This window comes from Sphingosinicella terrae (assembly GCF_003347635.1).
GTDB classification, from domain to species: domain Bacteria; phylum Pseudomonadota; class Alphaproteobacteria; order Sphingomonadales; family Sphingomonadaceae; genus Allosphingosinicella; species Allosphingosinicella terrae.
Window position 1 is genome coordinate 129429 of record NZ_QDFY01000011.1, and the last position, 16816, is coordinate 146244.

The 16816-nt window shown below is 66.6% G+C and carries 14 protein-coding genes; 10 read left to right on the forward strand and 4 right to left on the reverse strand.

Translation table 11 applies throughout. The features are described from left to right. The first annotated feature begins 213 nt into the window (after window positions 1–213). From DDE10_RS18465 to DDE10_RS18475, 3 genes are read left to right on the forward strand one after another with little or no spacing between them, the layout of a single operon-like run. Window positions 214–2298 carry a Tad domain-containing protein gene (locus DDE10_RS18465; protein WP_114954260.1) on the forward strand — a complete coding sequence of 695 codons (2085 nt, stop codon included), beginning with the start codon at window positions 214–216 and terminating at the stop codon, window positions 2296–2298. Continuing rightward, window positions 2295–2936, forward strand: coding sequence for a TadE/TadG family type IV pilus assembly protein (locus DDE10_RS18470; protein ID WP_114954261.1), 642 nt, complete (start codon window positions 2295–2297; stop codon window positions 2934–2936). Before DDE10_RS18465 ends, DDE10_RS18470 begins: the two co-directional genes overlap by 4 nt. Before the next feature lie 10 nt (window positions 2937–2946). Further along, a complete protein-coding gene (locus tag DDE10_RS18475; RefSeq protein WP_162806721.1) occupies window positions 2947–3588 on the forward strand; it encodes a TadE/TadG family type IV pilus assembly protein in 642 nt (213 codons plus the stop codon). A gap of 49 nt (window positions 3589–3637) precedes the next feature. On the opposite strand, the gene DDE10_RS18480 is transcribed toward DDE10_RS18475, so the two are convergent. Then, window positions 3638–4636, reverse strand: a complete 999-nt coding sequence (locus DDE10_RS18480; protein ID WP_114954263.1) for a YncE family protein — start codon at window positions 4634–4636, stop codon at window positions 3638–3640. Between the two features lie 471 nt (window positions 4637–5107). On the opposite strand from DDE10_RS18480, the gene DDE10_RS18485 reads away from it, so the two are divergent. The 4 genes from DDE10_RS18485 to DDE10_RS18505 all read left to right on the forward strand — a co-directional run bounded on the left by DDE10_RS18485 (window position 5108) and on the right by DDE10_RS18505 (window position 10715). Further along, window positions 5108–5869, forward strand: a complete 762-nt coding sequence (locus tag DDE10_RS18485) for a D-Ala-D-Ala carboxypeptidase family metallohydrolase (RefSeq protein WP_114954264.1) — start codon at window positions 5108–5110, stop codon at window positions 5867–5869. 600 nt (window positions 5870–6469) lie between these two features. Further along, window positions 6470–7261, forward strand: a complete 792-nt coding sequence (locus tag DDE10_RS18490; RefSeq protein WP_114954265.1) for a D-Ala-D-Ala carboxypeptidase family metallohydrolase — start codon at window positions 6470–6472, stop codon at window positions 7259–7261. A 650-nt stretch (window positions 7262–7911) separates the two neighbouring features. After that, window positions 7912–9732 (forward strand): translation elongation factor 4, encoded by a 1821-nt coding sequence (lepA, locus tag DDE10_RS18495; protein ID WP_114954266.1) that lies wholly within the window; start codon window positions 7912–7914, stop codon window positions 9730–9732. Between the two features lie 545 nt (window positions 9733–10277). Continuing rightward, a complete protein-coding gene (locus DDE10_RS18505; RefSeq protein ID WP_114954268.1) occupies window positions 10278–10715 on the forward strand; it encodes an NUDIX hydrolase in 438 nt (145 codons plus the stop codon). On the opposite strand, the gene DDE10_RS18510 is transcribed toward DDE10_RS18505, so the two are convergent. Genes DDE10_RS18510 through DDE10_RS23565 form a run of 3 tightly spaced genes read right to left on the reverse strand, consistent with a single transcriptional unit; the run spans window position 10689 to window position 13775 of the window. Continuing rightward, on the reverse strand, window positions 10689–11240 hold the full coding sequence (locus DDE10_RS18510; protein ID WP_114954269.1) for an AAA family ATPase: 552 nt from the start codon (window positions 11238–11240) through the stop codon (window positions 10689–10691). The genes DDE10_RS18505 and DDE10_RS18510 overlap by 27 nt on opposite strands. Before the next feature lie 2 nt (window positions 11241–11242). Then, window positions 11243–11578 (reverse strand): DUF3850 domain-containing protein, encoded by a 336-nt coding sequence (locus DDE10_RS23560; protein ID WP_162806722.1) that lies wholly within the window; start codon window positions 11576–11578, stop codon window positions 11243–11245. A 28-nt stretch (window positions 11579–11606) separates the two neighbouring features. Beyond that, the gene (locus DDE10_RS23565) at window positions 11607–13775 is read right to left on the reverse strand and encodes a Rossmann-fold NAD(P)-binding domain-containing protein (protein WP_162806723.1); all 2169 of its coding nucleotides are present in this window, start codon (window positions 13773–13775) and stop codon (window positions 11607–11609) included. 454 nt (window positions 13776–14229) lie between these two features. On the opposite strand from DDE10_RS23565, the gene DDE10_RS18520 reads away from it, so the two are divergent. The 3 genes from DDE10_RS18520 to DDE10_RS18530 all read left to right on the forward strand — a co-directional run bounded on the left by DDE10_RS18520 (window position 14230) and on the right by DDE10_RS18530 (window position 16322). Continuing rightward, window positions 14230–14820, forward strand: a complete 591-nt coding sequence (locus DDE10_RS18520; protein WP_114954270.1) for a hypothetical protein — start codon at window positions 14230–14232, stop codon at window positions 14818–14820. 7 nt (window positions 14821–14827) lie between these two features. Continuing rightward, window positions 14828–15220 (forward strand): hypothetical protein, encoded by a 393-nt coding sequence (locus DDE10_RS18525; protein WP_114954271.1) that lies wholly within the window; start codon window positions 14828–14830, stop codon window positions 15218–15220. Window positions 15221–15734: 514 nt separating this feature from the next. Beyond that, the gene (locus tag DDE10_RS18530; protein WP_114954272.1) at window positions 15735–16322 is read left to right on the forward strand and encodes a hypothetical protein; all 588 of its coding nucleotides are present in this window, start codon (window positions 15735–15737) and stop codon (window positions 16320–16322) included. The last annotated feature ends 494 nt before the right edge of the window (window positions 16323–16816 follow it).

Sequence of the window (16816 nt, forward strand, 5' to 3'; positions counted from 1 at the left end):
GGTCCGGCACGATCGGGCAGGACGAACGGAGTCCCTGCGGTGGCCATCGCCTCTTTGATGACCCTTGCCCAGTGTCGCCCTGCCCGGCTTCGCGTGCCCAGGGTTAACCCGGCCATTAAGGATAACCCCTTGTTAGCTATGCTCTCTTACTCGCCCTCAACGATGATCGGCCTAGTGCACCGGCCGTGAACGCCTCGGGTTGAGGGAGCAGGCATGTCCGTCTTTCGCGTACTCAGATGCGTATTCCAGGGAGCCCCGGCGCGCCGGGCGGGCGCGGCGCGACGCCCGTTCCTGACCCGTCTCGCCCGCAACGAGGCGGGCAACATGATGGCGATCATGGCCATCTCCCTGTTCCCGCTGGCCGGCCTCGTCGGCGGAGCACTCGACATGAGCCGCCTCTATCTCGTCAAGACCCGCCTTCAGCAGGCCTGCGACGCCGGCGCCCTCGCCGGCCGCCGGATCATGGCCGCCGGTCAGTGGAGCGCCAACAACAACGCCGCCAATACGGCCGCCCTGCAATTCTTCGACGGCAATTTCGAGAATGAAAGCTACGGCACGAGCAACCGGACCCGCGCCTTCGCCGAGGCGAGCGGTCGGGTTACCGGCACGGCCAGCGTCCAGGTGCCGATGACGCTGATGCGGATCTTCGGCCAATCGACCCGGACGATTTCCGTCTCCTGCGACGCCGAGATGCGCCTCCCCAACACCGACGTCATGTTCGTGCTCGACACGACCGGCTCGATGAATGACACCATTCCCGGAGACTCCAGCCGCAAGATGGACACGCTCCAGTTCGCGGTGAAGTGCTTCTACGAGACTGTCGCCAAGTACAATATCGACGACGTGGATTGCACGCCGGGATCGCCGGGGCCGTCCGGCGGCACGGGCAATCAGGTCCAGATCCGCTTCGGCTTCGTTCCTTATGCCACCAACGTCCGTGTCGGCCACCTTCTGCCGCCGGAATATATGGCGGACGAATGGACCTATCAGTCGCGCGTCGCGAACTACACGACGCCGGTCGACGTCGAGACCGTCACCTCCAACACGACTCAATGGGAAGTGTATCCGGAGTCGATCGATCGCGACGATTGCGGGCGTTGGGGTCGCAATGAGCGGTTCACCAACGAGAGCACCGATAACGTCTTCCAGCCGAACCCGGCGCAGAACCCGGTGGTGACGGGCTCGAACCCCTATACCCGCATCACCTACAGCAACGACAACCGCGAGAACCAGGACTGGAGCTATTGGGGCGCCCCCGACCGCGACCACACCTATCGCAGCTGCCGGCGCCAGGTCCGGACCGAGCAATATACGACCGAACGGCGCTACGGCTTCACCAACTGGACCTACCGGGCCGAGCCGATGAGCGTTCGGGATGTGGTTCGCGGCACGGCCGAATATGCCACGGGCACTTCCGGCACCGTTCCGGCGCCGGGCACCTATGACTTGCGGGAGCTGGCGACTCTGCCCGGCGCGAGAGGTATCGCGAAGAGCAATTGGACCTGGGACGGCTGCATCGAGGAGCGGGCGACGGTCCGTGAGGCGAGCTATTGGCCGATCCCGGCCGGCGCGCTCGACCTCGACATCGATCAGGTCCCCTCGAGCGGTACCGCCGGGTCCCACTGGGGTCCGATGCTTCGCCGAGCCGTGTTCCAGCGCGAGAACGGCTCCGGCAATCGCACCACTAGCGAAGTCACCACGACGCAAAATTTCGACAACCCGAGCTATTCCTGTCCGGTCGCGGCCACGAAGCTCGGAATCTGGTCGGATCCGGCGGTATTCCGGAACTATGTGAACAGCCTCAACACGTCCGCCAACACCTATCACGATATCGGCATGATCTGGGGCGCTCGCCTGATGTCCCCGACCGGGATATTTGCCGACGAGAACGATTTCACTCCGCAGGGGGGGGAGATCGAGCGTCACATGATCTTCATGACTGACGGCCAGACCTGCACCGGCAACCTCAACTATGTCGCTTACGGCCTGCCTTGGTACGATCGCCGCCAGACCAACACCGGCTCCGCTCCCACCGACGGCTGCGACGATGCCAGTTCGGACGGTGGCCAGCTCAGCCAGCAGGTCAATGCGCGCTTCTCCGCCATCTGCAACTGGGTGAGGAACCAGAACATCACGCTCTGGGTCGTCTATTTCGGCACGACCGACCAGGACACGGTCGACCGGATGACCGCCTGCGCGACTCCCGGTCGCTACTTCACGGCGGCGAACTCGGCGACTTTGATCAGCACCTTCCGGACGATCGCCGACCAGATATCCCAGCTGAGGCTGACACGATGAGGCGCCGGCCAGTCTTCCGCCCCTCCGCGTCGGTCGGTCTCTGGGCCGACGACCGCGGAGCGGCGCTGACCGAGTTCGGCCTGCTTCTCCCGGTGATCGCCATGCTGCTGCTTGGCGCCATGGACGCCGGTCACACGCTCTATGTGCGCTCGGTGCTCGAAGGAGAGATCCAGAAGGCGGCGCGCGATTCCGGCCTTGAATCGGGAACGGCCGAGGCCACGCGCGCCCTGATCGACGGCCACGTCCGGGACCAGCTCCGCAAGCTGGGCATCGAGGAAGCCGAGGTCACCGTCAGCCGTCGATTCTTCCGCACCTTCACCGAGGCTGAAGTCGCCGAGGGCGAGCCGTTCACCGACAGCAACGGCAATGGCGAGTGCGATCAGGGCGAGCCCTATGAGGACCATAATGGCAACAGCGCCCACGATGCCGATGGCGGCGATGCGGGGCAGGGCGGCGCTCGCGACACGGTCGTCTACACCGTCTCGGTGGATTATGACCGGATGTTCCCGATGAATGGGCTGATCGGTCTTCCCTCCCGGGTCGAGATGGAGGGCGCGACCGTGATGAACAATCAGCCTTATGGCGAGCAGGGCACGTACGGGCCAACGGTCGTCCGCAACTGCCCGGCGGCGCCCTGAGATGGCGGCGATGCGGCCTTCCGGACCTCGCAAGTCGATTCTTCGGGATTCCTCCGCGGTCTCCCTGGTCGAATTCGCGCTGTCGCTGCCGGTCTTTCTGACGATGGCGGTCGGCGGGGCCGAGCTCGCCAACTACATCACCACGCACATGCGGGTGAGCCAGGTCGCGCTGCATATCGCCGATCACGGAGCGCGGATGGGCAATGGTACCCTGCTGGCGGCGCGGACGATCAGCGAGGCGCACATCAACGACGTCTTCACCGGTGCCGGGTTGCAGGCCGGCAATCTCGGCCTCTACGCCAATGGCCGGGTCATCCTGAGCAATCTCGAGCCGATGGCGATCCCCAACACCAGCAATCGCTACCGGATCACCTGGCAGCGCTGCCGCGGCTCGCTGGGCCGTAACTCGAGCTATGGCAGCGCCGGGGACACGAACCTCACCGGCATCGGCCCGGCCGGCCGTCAGGTGGTCGCTCCCGACAGCGGCGCGACGATGTTCGTCGAAGTCGTTTACCGCTACCAGCCCCTCATCAGCGACGAATGGTTTCCTGATCTCGATATCCGCCAGGTCGCATCGATGATGGTCCGCGACCGCCGCGACCTGACTCAGATCTTCAACGTCGAAGGCGTGCCCGTCTCCTCCTGCGCCTGAACCGCGCCCGCTGCTTTCGCTGCGCCTCCGCGGCGGTCTCGGCCCGCCCCTAAGGCGCGATCGCCAGCCCGTCGCCAGCCTCGCCGGCCGGCAGCCGCCGCAGCACCCGGCCGGTCTCGAAATCGACCTCGGCGACGGTGTTTCGCCCCGTCTCCGCCGCATAGATGCGCCGCCCGTCCGCCGAGAACAGGATCGTCACCTGCCCGGCCTCGCGCTGGCCGCTCACCACGATGTCGCGCACCGGTGCCCGGGTCGCCGCGTCGATCACGCTGAGCGAGCCGTCGCCCAGATTGGAGGTGACGATCCAGCGCCCGTCCGGGCTCGCCGCCACCCGGATCGGCACCGCGCCCGTGCGCACCTCGGCGAGCCGATCGAAGCTTGTGGTATCGAACGCCTGCACCCGCGCGCCCTCGAGGTCGCCGACCCACAAGGTCCGCCCGTCCGGAGTCAGCGCGATCCCTTCCGGCCGGCCGCCGACGGCGAGGTCGCGCAATTTCTCCCCGCGCGCGAGGTCGATCACGCTCACCGTTCCCGATCCGATATTGGCGGTGAAGGCGCGGCTGCGGTCGGGCGTCACCGCGACCATGTGCGTCCCTTCCTGGCCGGTGGCGACCGCGTGCACCGCGTCGCCGGCGCTTGTGTCGACGATGGCGATCGATCGGCTGCGCTCGGTGGTGGCGAGGATCCGGCCGTCCTCCAGCCAGGCGATTCCGTGCGGTCCCTCGTTGGGCGCGAGGTCGATCGTCCGCACGCGCGTCCGGCCGACCAGGTCGAAGATGTCGATGCTGCGCCCGCCATAGGCGACCACCGCCGCCTGCCGGCCGTCGGGCGAGATCGCGATCTCGTGCGGCATCCGCCCCGTCCGTGCCCGCCCGAGCTCGCGCCCGCTGGCGAGGTCGACGAAGCTCAGTGTGTCCTCGCCCTTGTTGCCGACCAGCAGGGTGCCCGGCACCGGCGCCGCCGCACCGGCTGGCCGCTCGTCCTGCGCGCTTTGGGCCGGCCCGCCCGCCAGCATCGCCAACACCGCCGCCACCAACGCCATCCGCATCGTTCCGTCTCCCTGGTGCGTGCCGGAGCCTAGCCGCAACGCCCGCCCCGGCAAATGCGCGATCTTGCCGGGTGCGCCCGTGCGGATCCTCGAGGAAGAGCGGAGAGCCGCCGCCACGGGAAACTCTCCCCCTGGAGGGGGAGGGCAGGGTGGGGGTGTCGGGCGCCGGTAGTGATTCACTGGCCTCGCAACGGCGCAGGGTGCCGGGTCGCCGGACCGTACCCGCCCCCGAACGCCGAACGCCCCCTCCCGACCCTCCCCCTCCATGGGGAGGGGATTCCAGGCTGCCGCCGGACTCCGCACGGTTCGCGGCTCGCCGTCTGCCGACCGTGTCATGCTTCCTTCGCGCCTTCGCGTCTTCGCGTGGTCCCAGGACGGCAGCCCCGCCTCCTCAGCGCATAAGGGCCCGCTCCCCGGCCTCGCCCCACACGCCCTTCCCACGCCGCCGCCGCCGCCTTTATAACCCCGGACATGATCCGCCCCCTGCTCGCTTTCCTCCTCGCCTTCCTCGCCATCCCCGCCGCCGCCCAGGAGCTCCCCGAAGGGCAGGGCCAGGCCGAATATGAGGCCTGGCTGGCCCAGGGGCCGGCCATTGTCGGCCAGGTCCTCTCCTTCGAGGCGTGGCAGGATGCCGCCGGCGTGCGCGGGGTGCTGCCGACCTGGCAGATGCTGCGCACCGCGAGCATGTGGCGCGAATGCGGCGGCCAGCCCTTCGAGGTGCCGCCGCACACTCACTGGCCCGACATGGTGAGGACGCTCAAGTTCATCCGCGACCACGTCAAGGGCGCGGTCGGCGAGGTCGAGGCGGTTTCCGGCTATCGCAATCCGGTGCTCAACCGCTGCGCCCGCGGCTCCGCGCGCAGCGCCCATCTCGATTTCTTCGCGCTCGATCTCGTGCCCGTCGTCCCGCTCGACCGCGCCGAGCTGTTCCGCCGCCTGTGCACCGTCCACGCCCGCGCCGGCCGCGCCGCCGAGGCCGGCCTGGGCTTCTACAGCTTCCAGCGCTTCCACGTCGATTCGCGCGGCTTCCGCCGCTGGGGCTCGGCCGGCCCGCGCGGCAACGAGAGCCCCTGCGCAATCCTCGAGCGCGGCGGCGACCCCCTCGCGCCGCCATTCCCGCCGCCCACGCCCCCGATCGCGGCGACGCCGCCCCGGCCGGCCCCGGCACCGTTGACGGCGCCGCCCTCGACGCCGCCGCCGGCACCTCCGGAAGCCGCCCCCCGACAGAATTGACGTCCGTTTCCCGCGGGCTTCCCACCGCCGCAAGGCTCGAACAGGCGTTGGCCAACCCACTCCCCCGTCGCCCCTGCGAAGGCAGGGGCCCAAGCCGAGATGGGGGCTGGGCGCGTCGGTGCGCAATTGGCGCCGCTTGGGCCCCTGCCGGCGAGCGTGTGAAGTAATTGTCCCTCCTCGTCATCCTGGCGAAAGCCAGAATCTCTTCCTTGTGGCGGCAACCGTAAGGCATTGAGATCCCAGCTTTCGCTGGGATGACGGCATTGATTCGGAGAAGTTGGCGCCCGGCTGGAACCCGGCGAAACGCCGCCGCGGACAGTTTCTTCACATGCTCCTGCGCAGGGGCGACGAAGGGGGAAGCTGGCGCCGCGCCGATCGTTGCGAAGCCGCAGGATCGATCCCGACGGCCATGCTGGACTCGCCCTCTTTGCGTCTTCGCGTCTTCGCGTAGTACAATTCGGGCGCGCCCACCTGGCATCCCGGCCGGGAGTAGCCCATCGATTCAGCCGCCTCCGCTCAGGCGGCCGGGCGCAACACACGACTCACCGACAAGTTCCGCCCATCGGTTGAAAAGTCGCGAATATTCCCTATCTTATTGAAATGCTGAAAATAATTCGCACGGCCGCGCTTGCGGCGTCGCTCGCGCTCATTCCCGGCGCGGCCCTCGTCCAGCACTCGGCCGGTGTCGCCAGCGCTTCCTCGGTCTCCGCCAGGGCCCAGAACGGGGTCCATCTCGACCGGACCGGGCTGCAGGACAGCCGCGCCGTTTCCCGCCCGGCGACGACGCCGGCGCCCGACGCCCGCGAGGCGCTGCACGAATCCACCCACACCCGCGATCCCAGCCTCGCGCCCGGCCAGACCTGGCGCGACTATCAGGCCTGGCTGTCGCGTTCGCCCGCTCATCGCGGCGAGGTCGCCGCCTTCCGCGCCCGCCTGGCCGCCGAGGGCGTCGAGCATGTCGTCCCGGTCTGGCAGCTGATCCGCACCTCCTCCTCCTGGCGCCAGTGCGCGTCGGAGCCGTTCGAGGTCGCCCCCGCCGACAAGTGGGACCATATCGTCCGCACCCTGAAGTTCGTCCGCGACGAGGTGGTGCCGGCGATCGGCCCGGTCGAGGCGCTCTCCGCCTATCGCAACGAGCAGCTCAACCGCTGCTCCGCCGGCGCCCCGCGCAGCGCCCACCGCCACTTCCACGCGCTCGATCTCACCCCAGTCCGCGCTGAGGTCACCCGCGCGACCATGATCCGCACCGTCTGCAGCGCCCACGGCCAGCGCGGCCGCGACTACGACACCGGCCTCGGCTTCTACAGCGGCCTTCGCTTCCACGTCGATTCGAGCGGCTACCGCCGCTGGGGCCCCAACGGCCGCGGCGCCACCAGCCCCTGCATCGCCTGACCTTCCGAATTCGTCCTCACGGACCTGTATCTGTAAGCTTCGAGTACCGAACGGCGCCGGAAACGGCGCCGTTCTGCATTCCGGACCAGTCCGGCCGCGTCGCCGGACCCGGCATCGGCGACGCCTGAGGATCCGCGCGAAGGCGCGGGGGCGCGGAGATGCCCTGGGCGGGAAAAGCGGCCACATCCCGCGGGCGCGCTTGCCCTCCACGCCCTCCCGATTCATCCCATGCGAAGCCGCGAAGCCGGGCTCACAACCTCTTCGTCATCCTGGCGAAAAGCCAGGATCTCTCTTCCTTTTCATCGCGGCCTTCAGGCATTGAGATCCCAGCGTCCGCCGCGACGACGAGGAGGGCGGCCGCCGCCACCGACCTCGCACCCTCTGCGTCTTTGCGTCTTTGCGTGCGCCCAAACGGCGCCCCCGCCACACCCTTGTCCGATCGCTCTCGAATGTCGCCCCGCCGCGCACCCTTCGCGCCTTCGCGGCTTCGCGTGCCCAAAAACCCACGTCCCCGCTTGGCGCCTAGCCGGCCGCCACCGCCACCCCTCTCCGCGCCTCCTCGCGATCCAACTTCCTTTCCGATCCATGCCCCACGCCCGCAGCAGCGGGTCCTTCCGTCCCCACCGCCGCAATGCTAGGGCGCGCGCGCCATGACCGACCTCGCCAAGATCCGCAATTTCAGCATCATCGCCCATATCGATCATGGCAAGTCGACGCTCGCCGACCGCCTGATCCAGCTCACCGGCGGCCTCACCGAACGGGAGATGTCGGCGCAGGTGCTCGACAATATGGACATCGAGCGCGAGCGCGGCATCACCATCAAGGCCCAGACGGTCCGCCTCGACTACAAGGCGCAGGACGGCGAGAGCTACGTCCTCAACCTGATGGACACGCCCGGCCATGTCGACTTCGCCTATGAGGTGAGCCGCAGCCTCGCCGCCTGCGAGGGCGCCCTGCTCGTCGTCGACGCCGCCCAGGGCGTCGAGGCGCAGACCCTCGCCAACGTCTACCAGTCGATCGAGCACGACCATGAGATCGTGCCGGTGATCAACAAGATCGATCTTCCCGCCGCCGACGTCGACAAGGTGAAGAAGGAGATAGAGGACATTGTCGGCCTTCCCGCCGACGATGCCGTCCTCACCAGCGCCAAGACCGGCATCGGCATCGCCGAGGTGCTGGAGGCGATCGTCACCCGCATCCCGCCGCCCAAGGGCGACCGCGAGGCGCCGCTGAAGGCGATGCTCGTCGATTCCTGGTACGATCCCTATCTCGGCGTGGTCATCCTGGTGCGCGTCATCGACGGCGCGATCCGCAAGGGCCAGAACGTCAAGTTCATGGCCGGCGGCACCACCCACCTGGTCGACCGCGTCGGCGCCTTCCGCCCGAAGATCGAGCAGCTCGCCGAGCTGACGACCGGCGAGATCGGCTTCATCACCGCCCAGATCAAGGACATCAGCGAGACCCGCGTCGGCGACACCATCACCGACGTGCGCCGTCCCGCCGCCGAGGCGCTGCCCGGCTTCAAGCTCGTCCAGCCGGTCGTCTTCTGCGGCCTCTTCCCGGTCGACGCCGCCGATTTCGAGAAGCTGCGCGAATCGATCTCCAAGCTGCGCCTCAACGACGCCAGCTTCAGCTTCGAGATGGAGACCAGCGCGGCCTTGGGCTTCGGCTTCCGCTGCGGCTTCCTCGGCCTCCTCCACCTCGAGATCATCCAGGAGCGGCTCACCCGCGAATATGATCTCGACCTCATCACCACCGCGCCGAGCGTCGTCTACAAGATCCACCTCACCAAGGCGGCCGGCGAGGCGGCGGCGCGCACGATCGAGCTCCACAATCCCGCCGACATGCCCGATCCCAACCGGATCGAGAGCATCGAGGAGCCGTGGATCGAGGCGACCATCTACGTCCCCGACGAATATCTCGGGCCGATCCTCAAGCTCTGCCAGGACCGCCGCGGCATCCAGAAGAACCTCACCTACGTCGCCGGCCGCGCGCAGCTCACCTACGAGCTGCCGCTGAACGAGGTCGTGTTCGACTTCTACGATCGGCTGAAGTCGATCAGCCGCGGCTATGCCAGCTTCGACTATCACCAGATCGGCCACCGCGAGGGCGACCTCGTCAAGATGAGCATCCTCGTCAACAACGAGCCGGTCGACGCACTCAGCATGATCGTCCACCGCGCCGCCGCCGAGGCGAGGGGCCGCCACATGTGCGAGCGCCTCAAGGACCTCATCCCCCGCCACCTCTTCAAGATCCCCATCCAGGCCGCGATCGGCGGCAAGGTCATCGCCAGAGAGACGATCGCCGCGCTGAGGAAGGACGTCACGGCGAAGTGCTATGGCGGCGACATCAGCCGGAAGCGCAAGCTTCTGGAAAAGCAAAAGGAAGGCAAGAAGCGCATGCGCGAGTACGGATCGGTCTCGATTCCTCAAGAAGCCTTCATCGCCGCGCTCCGAATGGGAGAGGAATGAGGCTTGCCTCATTCCTCATGCCTTCCTTTTTCAATCTGCTGGAGAAGCACGAAGTGACGAGTGCTTGATGCGGGGCATCAAGCAGAACGAAGTCACGAGCGGCCCTCGATCCGGGGGATCGAGGAAGCCGCTCTCATGGGAAGAAAAGGATGCGGGAATATGGGAGCGTGAGCATCCCGCAGGAGGCGTTCATTGCGGCGCTGCGGATGGGGGGGAGGAGTAGCGCGGGCTCGAGGGCGTGAGCAAGGATATCGACGATTGGCTGGAAGCGTCCTAAGCGAAGCGCATGTGACAGCCCCGCGGTGCAATGCGTCTCGTTCGGCTCATCTCGCGCCCCGGTTGCCTCACGCAGCCGGCGCCGCGCGCTTGACCTGTTCGGCCGGAATCAGGCCCTGCAATCTCCGGTGGGCTTCCGACCCTTATCCCGAGAAAACGCGAAGTTGTGCACAGCTTACCCCCACCATTCTGACGATTGTCCACAGGGCGGCATCGCCAGTCGGAGTTAAGTCGCGCATCACTCTGGATGAACATGGGGCGCACATCGGATGAGCGTGTACAAGCAGATCACTAAGGTTGGCCTCGCGGCGGTCGAGCGGGGGCGGCTGCTGGTCGTGCGCAAGCGCGGGGCCCCCTCATTCATCCTTCCAGGTGGCAAGCCGGAGGTGGGCGAGGATCACCTTGCCGCGTTGACCCGCGAGTTGGCAGAGGAATTGGGATGCAGGGTACTTCATCCCGCGTTTGAGGGCCGCTTTGCGGATCGGGCGGCAGATCTGGCAAATACCGAAGTGGTCGTTCTCCTCTACTCAGGAGCGCTCGAGGGGACACCGGTTCCCCAGGCCGAGATCGATGAAATGGCGTGGATTGACGTCGCCTTTCCCGGCGATCTCATACTTGCACCGAGTATCACAAATCAAATTCTCCCGTATTTGCGCGGACAACATGGCCGCGACGCTGGCTCATTCCACCAGATGAGCCTTAGCTAGGCGGGCAAGGCTTGTTTCTAGATCAGCAATGTCGCCATCATTGACGATCGTGAAGTCGGCGGCATTGAGGACCTTATCCATGCGCAGCGTCTCAGTCTCATAGGCATCCCGCCTGATGAGATCGTGGACCGAGAGGGGCCGCTCGGGACGCACCGCCAGGCGTGTTGCGCGGAGCTCGAACTTGGTCTGAAGAGCGAGAATCACGAGCGTCCCGCCGAAGCGCGCGCGATAGTATTCGGCTTCCTCAATATTGCAGATCGCGTCGATCAGCACCCTGGGCGCGACTTGCAGTCTTGCGCGCAGATCGGGCTCCGCGATCTTTGCGAGCGCGGCCATCCCATCCTTCTCCCGCAGGTCATCGCGGGCGCGCCGTTCATTCTGCGGGCCCGCCTCAAGCCCAAGCCGTGCGACCTCCCGCGTGACGATCCCGCCAGCGTAATGATAATCGCCTACCCCGATCGAGGCGAGATGGCGCAAGGCCGTGGACTTGCCGGCGCCTGCAAAGCCGGCCGCGGCGATCAGCACGCTCAGGCGTCAGGCACGAGCATGATCGAGAGGATGCAGAAATCGCCATGCAGTGCCTGATCCGACAGTGCGCACGGCTCCTTGGCCGAGGTAATATAGCTGATCTCGACCGTCTGGCTTCTGCCGGTGTACTCCTCGGATTGCGGACAGAACTCGCGCAGCACCATCCGGTCGCCGATCCGGAAGTCGCGATCGCCGGCCCGCCTCAAGTCATGGCGCTTGCGACCTTCGATGATCGGTCCGAAGAACTTCGGCCAGCATTTGAGCTCGTGGACGATCGGCCCCCGCTCATGGGTCTTCCGAGCGGGATGCTCGCGATGTGCAGCAAGGTTGGTCATGATACGTTCCAAGATAGAGCCAGAGTGGTCAATTGGCCAGCGGCGTGAGGTCAGAGTGGTCGAAGTTGAGGACAAACGGCCGGTCCAGCGCCGGGGGCGTCGCCTCGACAAGCGCCAGCTTGCCCGAGACCCCAGGATCGAGTGGCTCGGCCGGATCCGTGGCGGAGCGTATCCCAAGAAGAGCCGTGTTCTCGATCCGATGCAGCACCGCCTTGCTCGCAGACCTGGCTGCATCGACTGCCCGGCGCAGGACCTCACCCAGCTTGGCGAGCTGCTGCTCGCTGAGGTTGAAGCCGTCATCGCGGCTGTCGAAATAGAGGATCGCGCAAACGGGGCTTGGCGCATAGTAGCAGTCCTCGGGCTGCAGGATCGGCATGGCCGCGACGAACTGCACATCCTTCGCCATCTCCCGTGAGGCGTCGTCGAGCTTAAGCCTTTTCATCGCTCGATCGAGATCACGCCGCGCAACTTTTGGCGCGCTGCGGACGGTTCGCCGCGTTCGATAGGCTTGGCCGATCGTAGCATTGTCGGCCGGGAAGGTGCGCGCGATCGTCGGCTCCTTGTCGAGTGGGCCGACGCCGACGTAGTTGCACGCCTGTTGCAGCAATACCTCCCCATGTATGTCGATGACGCGGTGGATGGTCAGCCGAAGATGCGATGTTCTGGGCTTCAAGGCCAGTAGATGGCCGGCGATCGCTCCGGCGACCGATGCAGCGAGCAGTGCGGTCGGTCCGGGCAGATATTCCTTGCGCGCGACCGCCCGCGCCGCGTTGCCCAGCTTCCGATATTCGCTAACGCGCCCTGGATAGCCAAAATAGCCGCCGGGGAACGCGGCCTCCGAAGGCTGTCGCCACGCCATGCAGCGATCAGCCTCCCAGGCTTGTTCGATCGGCCCGAACAGGCGATCGGGCAGCAGCCGCTGCAGCTGGCTCAGCCGATCGGTCCCGTGGCGCCGGACGATGAAGGGCTCAGTGATGTTGAAGCGCTTCGCCACCTCCTCGGTCTTGCCGCACGCTGGGGTGAAGCCGCCGCATCGATAGAGCAAATAAACCAGCAGTGCGTTCTGGAAGGAGGTCTTAAGGATGTCGGGCCCGAGCAGCTCGCCGATGCTGCGCACGTGCAATGTCTGGAGCACGACATGCGTGTCCCGACGAAGGCGCTGAACCAGCGCGTCTCTTGCCGCCGACATCTGCCGGCCGGCCGGCGTACCCGATCCGATCAGCTCGTCGAAAGCTTCATAGAGCGAGAAGTCGCTGTCCTCGAGGAAACGCTTGCGCAAGGTTCGAAGTTCATCGACAAGCTCGGGGCGGCCGCCGAAGAGCTCGCTCAATATCCGGTCTTGGCGAAACTGTGAGATCTTGAGGCGCAAAAGATCGATCATCGCGCCGTCGCCCTGGCCCGACACAAGATAGGTCGAGGCATGCTGCTCCAGCCCCGGCTGCGCCAAGACCTCATTGCGCCAATATGAGCGAGCGCTATTCTCCGTGCCAAAGCCGACCGCGACCACGATGATGTCGAATAGCGCCGATTGCCCTTGCGCCTCAGGAGCTCTCGGGTTTGCGCGGCCAGATTGCGGATAGCGCCGCTCGCCGACCCACTCGATCAGCGCGACATCCTTGTCCTGATCTCTCAGCTGAAGGTGGCGCGTGTTGCACCATAGCTGGATCGGCACCTTTTGCGGCGGGTCCCGAACCACGTCGTGCCACGCCGCCAGTACCTGGACCACCACGTCGGACGCCCTGGCGGCGGTCCAGTTGAGGATGGGCAGCGCCGCCGACCCGGCCTCGCTTCCTTCCGCGGGCCAGTCGTAGATATGGGGGTGAAGCCAGCGGGTATCGCTACCTTGCTGCAGTGGAAGCAAGGTATCGCGCTCCTCGAAGATCTTGATGCTGCATTGGCAGCCCTTCTTAATCAGGGCGGCTGCGAAGGTTAGGCCTGCAAATCCACCGCCTAGCACAGCAATTCGGGAACGCTTCTGCGCCGCCTCCATTGGCAGCCGGCCGCTTTCGATCAGCGCCCAAGCGAGATTGAGCGCCCGGCGTTGTTGGGTCAGAACGGTAACGCGATCGTCAAAGTTTCCGATCGAAAAGATCTGCGGTCGATCTGCGAGTTGATGCTGCTTGAGTAGACTCTCGGCACGCGCCCGATCATCGCTGACTGACGCATCCGCTGAACTTCCCGCAGCACGCACGGTCAAATTCCCCCCTCCCCACCAGCTGAGTGCAATTTGCCCGACTTTCTGAGACGATCAAGCGCCTCTATCGCCACATTCGGCCAGGTCAGGCGGTCGATGAAGAGCCTTGATCGACCTGGTCCTTCCTGCGAATCCTCGCGTTCCGGCCGCGGCGAAAGCCGCTTTCGGAACCCGCGATTGTACCCAATGGGTGTGGCCAGGATTAATCCGCCCGGAAAAGTCGTTCGTGTCATCAATGTCTTAGAAAGCTAACTGTAGCCATATCGCTTCCTGCCGCCCCAGCCAGTCTCTTGTAAGCCCACCGCTAATTTGAATTGCAGGAATCTCCTGCTCCACTCCCCATGCGTTCCACATCTAATGCTGATCAAGAGCTCGCGTTAATCCGCAGGTCGCGGTAGAAGGCGCGCGGGGGACAAGCATGCAAGATCAAGCACCAGCGCCAATAGATGCCGCGCTCTTGCAAGCGCTCGCCATCTCTACCAGCCACGGCCTCCCCATCACCGCCCGCAGCCTAACCCGCCGCGAATATATCGGCGCCGAGCGCAAGGCCTGGGACTTCGTCCTCGGCGTCCCCGCCTTCCTCCTCTTCCTCTGGCCCTTCTATTCGGCCTTCGAGCTCGACTTCGACTTTGCCTTCCGCTTCGGCCCGTGGATGATCGGGGCCGCCTTGATCCTCTGGGCCATCCTCTTCTTCGCCCGGCGCCGCGCCGGGCGGGGCTATGTCGATCCGCGCACCAAGGTCGAGGTGGCGGAGATCGGGATCACCTTCACCGAGCCGGGCCGGCGCGAGCTCGTCTCCTGGCCGGCGGCGTCGCTGATGATGGCCGAGACCCTCCACCGCGGCGACTATTTCCACGGCCTGCGGCTCGACAGCCCGCTCGGCCCGATCCGGCTCGACAATAGCCACTTCAAATGGGGCCGCACCGCCGCCGCCTTGCTCTACGGCCAATGCGTCGCCGCCGGCGCCTGTCCGGCACCGCCGAGGGCGGAGGCGGTGAACGCGGGTGCGGGTGAGGGTGCCTTGATCGGCGCCCAGGCCGCGGAGTAGCTGAGACATGATCGCCCTCTTCCTCGCCTGGCTCCTCCAGACCGTGCCGTTCCAGCCGTCGCCGCCGCAGCCGCCCGAGCTGGTGGCCGCGCAGCGCGACGTGAACGACACTGGCGAGGCTTATGGGCGCTGCATCATGGCGTCCGCGCTCGACCGGTCCGGCAGCATCGCGGATGAGGACGGCTTGTTCGAGGCCGCTCTTTCGTCGTGCACGAACGAGGAGGTGGCGGCGGTCGGCGCTTATGGCGATTATCTGAGGCTCATCGGGGGAGAAGCGAGCCCGGAGCAGGTGCGAGAGATCTTCGTGGCGATGCGGCCGGGCCTGCGCCAGCGCGTCCTCGGCTGCGTGGCGATGGTCAGGACCGCGCGCTCGGAGGGGCGCGAGCCGGGGACCTGCTGATTGTTGTACGGCGGTCACCGGATCTTCTCCCGGCCGGCCGGAAGTTCTTGCTATGTTCCACATTCTGTGCCAAGGAAGGATCGAGCCCTCACCGCATTCGCGGAGCGCCCATGTCCTTGACATCGTGCAGACAGACGAGCTTCCGGGCCGCCGCCAGGCGCGCCGCCGGTCGACGGCGAACGCCCCCTCTTTCTCCCCTGCGGGAGAGGAAAGCGACGAGAGGGACGGCTCCGGGCGACGGGAGATACCCCTCCCTCTCCCCTTGCGGGAGAGGGAAAGCGGCGAAGCCGCAGGGTGAGGGGACCTTGTGCGGGTCGCATCCGCGGCCGCCATCTCCCTCGGGCCGCTTGCCCTCACCCCGCTGCCACGCGCCACTTCTCCCCCGCCAGGCGAGAGCGGGAGGGTGCAATGGCAGCCGTCACCTTCGTCACTTTTATCCGCTCGGGGCGCTGCGACAGCCGGTCGGGCAACCGTACATGTCGCTCGTCACCACGAAGCCGAAGGGGAGGGCTGCATGGATACAGAAGTAACCGAGGACATCGTCGTGGCCGCCCCCAATGCGGTCCAGATTGCGTGCGAGCACCGGCTCCCGATCGTCGCCCGCAGCCTCGGCCAGGCGGCGCACTGGCGCCGGCGGCGCGGATGGGTGAAGCCGGCACTCCTTCCCGTGGGGCTGCTCCTCCTCCTCTACGCGCTCGTCACCTATGCGACCGGCCATTGGCATCCCGAATGGGGCGAGATCGCCGCGCTGGCGGGTCTGCTCGCGCTGGGGCTGGGCGCCATGACCTGGTGGGACGACTGGTCCGAAGACGATTATGCGGAGTCCGAGGTCACCATCGAGATGACCCGCGACGGCGTCACTTTTTCAGCGCCCGATGCCCGCGAGACCTTCGCCTGGACCGAGGCGCGCGCCCTCGCCGCGGCGACCCTGCACGAAGGCTGGGTCTTCCACGGCCTCGAGCTGGAGAGCCCGTTCGGCCCGCTCGTCGTCCACGACGAGACGTTCGACAACGGCCGCATCGCCGCGGCCCACTATGTCGACCGCTGCCTCGCCGCCGCCCACCCGCCGCAGCCGCGCCGGTCTGCCGGGGCGGCGACCTGAGCCGGTCCAGGCGAGGGGCCGGCGGCGGCCGAGGCGAACCAATGGCAAGCGTCACCTTCGTCACTTTTATCCCGCCGCCCGCCTCCGGCCGGTAGCCATGCCCCCTCCCTCTCCCCTTGCGGGAGAGGGACAGCGGCGAAGCCGCAGGGTGAGGGGATGATGTGCGGGCGTCGCTTCGGCCGCACTCATCTGCCCGATCCGCTTGCCCTCACCCCGCCGCTGCGCGGCACCCCTCTCCCGCAAGGGGAGAGGGGAGGGAGGCGATGGCAAGCATCACCTTCGTAACCTTTATCCCCGCCGCGCTGCCCCGCCGGCCGTTGGCGCTCACCCTCTCCCCTCGTGGGAGCGGGACAGCGGCGAAGCCGCAGGGTGAGGGAACGTCGTGCGGGCCTCGGCTTCAAAATTGATGGGGTGGACGCCCCCCGATGGCATCTATGTGCCAAGATGGTGGTGTCGAACGACCATCGAAGGGAGGCGTCCATGGGCGAGGTTAC

Bases quoted from the DNA above. Each gene is read 5' to 3' on its own strand.
- DDE10_RS18465 (WP_114954260.1), top strand. From the start codon at position 214: ATGTCCGTCTTTCGCGTACTCAGATGCGTATTCCAGGGAGCCCCGGCG.
- DDE10_RS18470 (WP_114954261.1), top strand. From the start codon at position 2,295: ATGAGGCGCCGGCCAGTCTTCCGCCCCTCCGCGTCGGTCGGTCTCTGG.
- DDE10_RS18475 (WP_162806721.1), top strand. From the start codon at position 2,947: ATGCGGCCTTCCGGACCTCGCAAGTCGATTCTTCGGGATTCCTCCGCG.
- DDE10_RS18480 (WP_114954263.1), bottom strand. From the start codon at position 4,636: ATGCGGATGGCGTTGGTGGCGGCGGTGTTGGCGATGCTGGCGGGCGGG.
- DDE10_RS18485 (WP_114954264.1), top strand. From the start codon at position 5,108: ATGATCCGCCCCCTGCTCGCTTTCCTCCTCGCCTTCCTCGCCATCCCC.
- DDE10_RS18490 (WP_114954265.1), top strand. From the start codon at position 6,470: ATGCTGAAAATAATTCGCACGGCCGCGCTTGCGGCGTCGCTCGCGCTC.
- lepA (WP_114954266.1), top strand. From the start codon at position 7,912: ATGACCGACCTCGCCAAGATCCGCAATTTCAGCATCATCGCCCATATC.
- DDE10_RS18505 (WP_114954268.1), top strand. From the start codon at position 10,278: ATGAGCGTGTACAAGCAGATCACTAAGGTTGGCCTCGCGGCGGTCGAG.
- DDE10_RS23560 (WP_162806722.1), bottom strand. From the start codon at position 11,578: ATGACCAACCTTGCTGCACATCGCGAGCATCCCGCTCGGAAGACCCAT.
- DDE10_RS18525 (WP_114954271.1), top strand. From the start codon at position 14,828: ATGATCGCCCTCTTCCTCGCCTGGCTCCTCCAGACCGTGCCGTTCCAG.
- DDE10_RS18530 (WP_114954272.1), top strand. From the start codon at position 15,735: ATGGATACAGAAGTAACCGAGGACATCGTCGTGGCCGCCCCCAATGCG.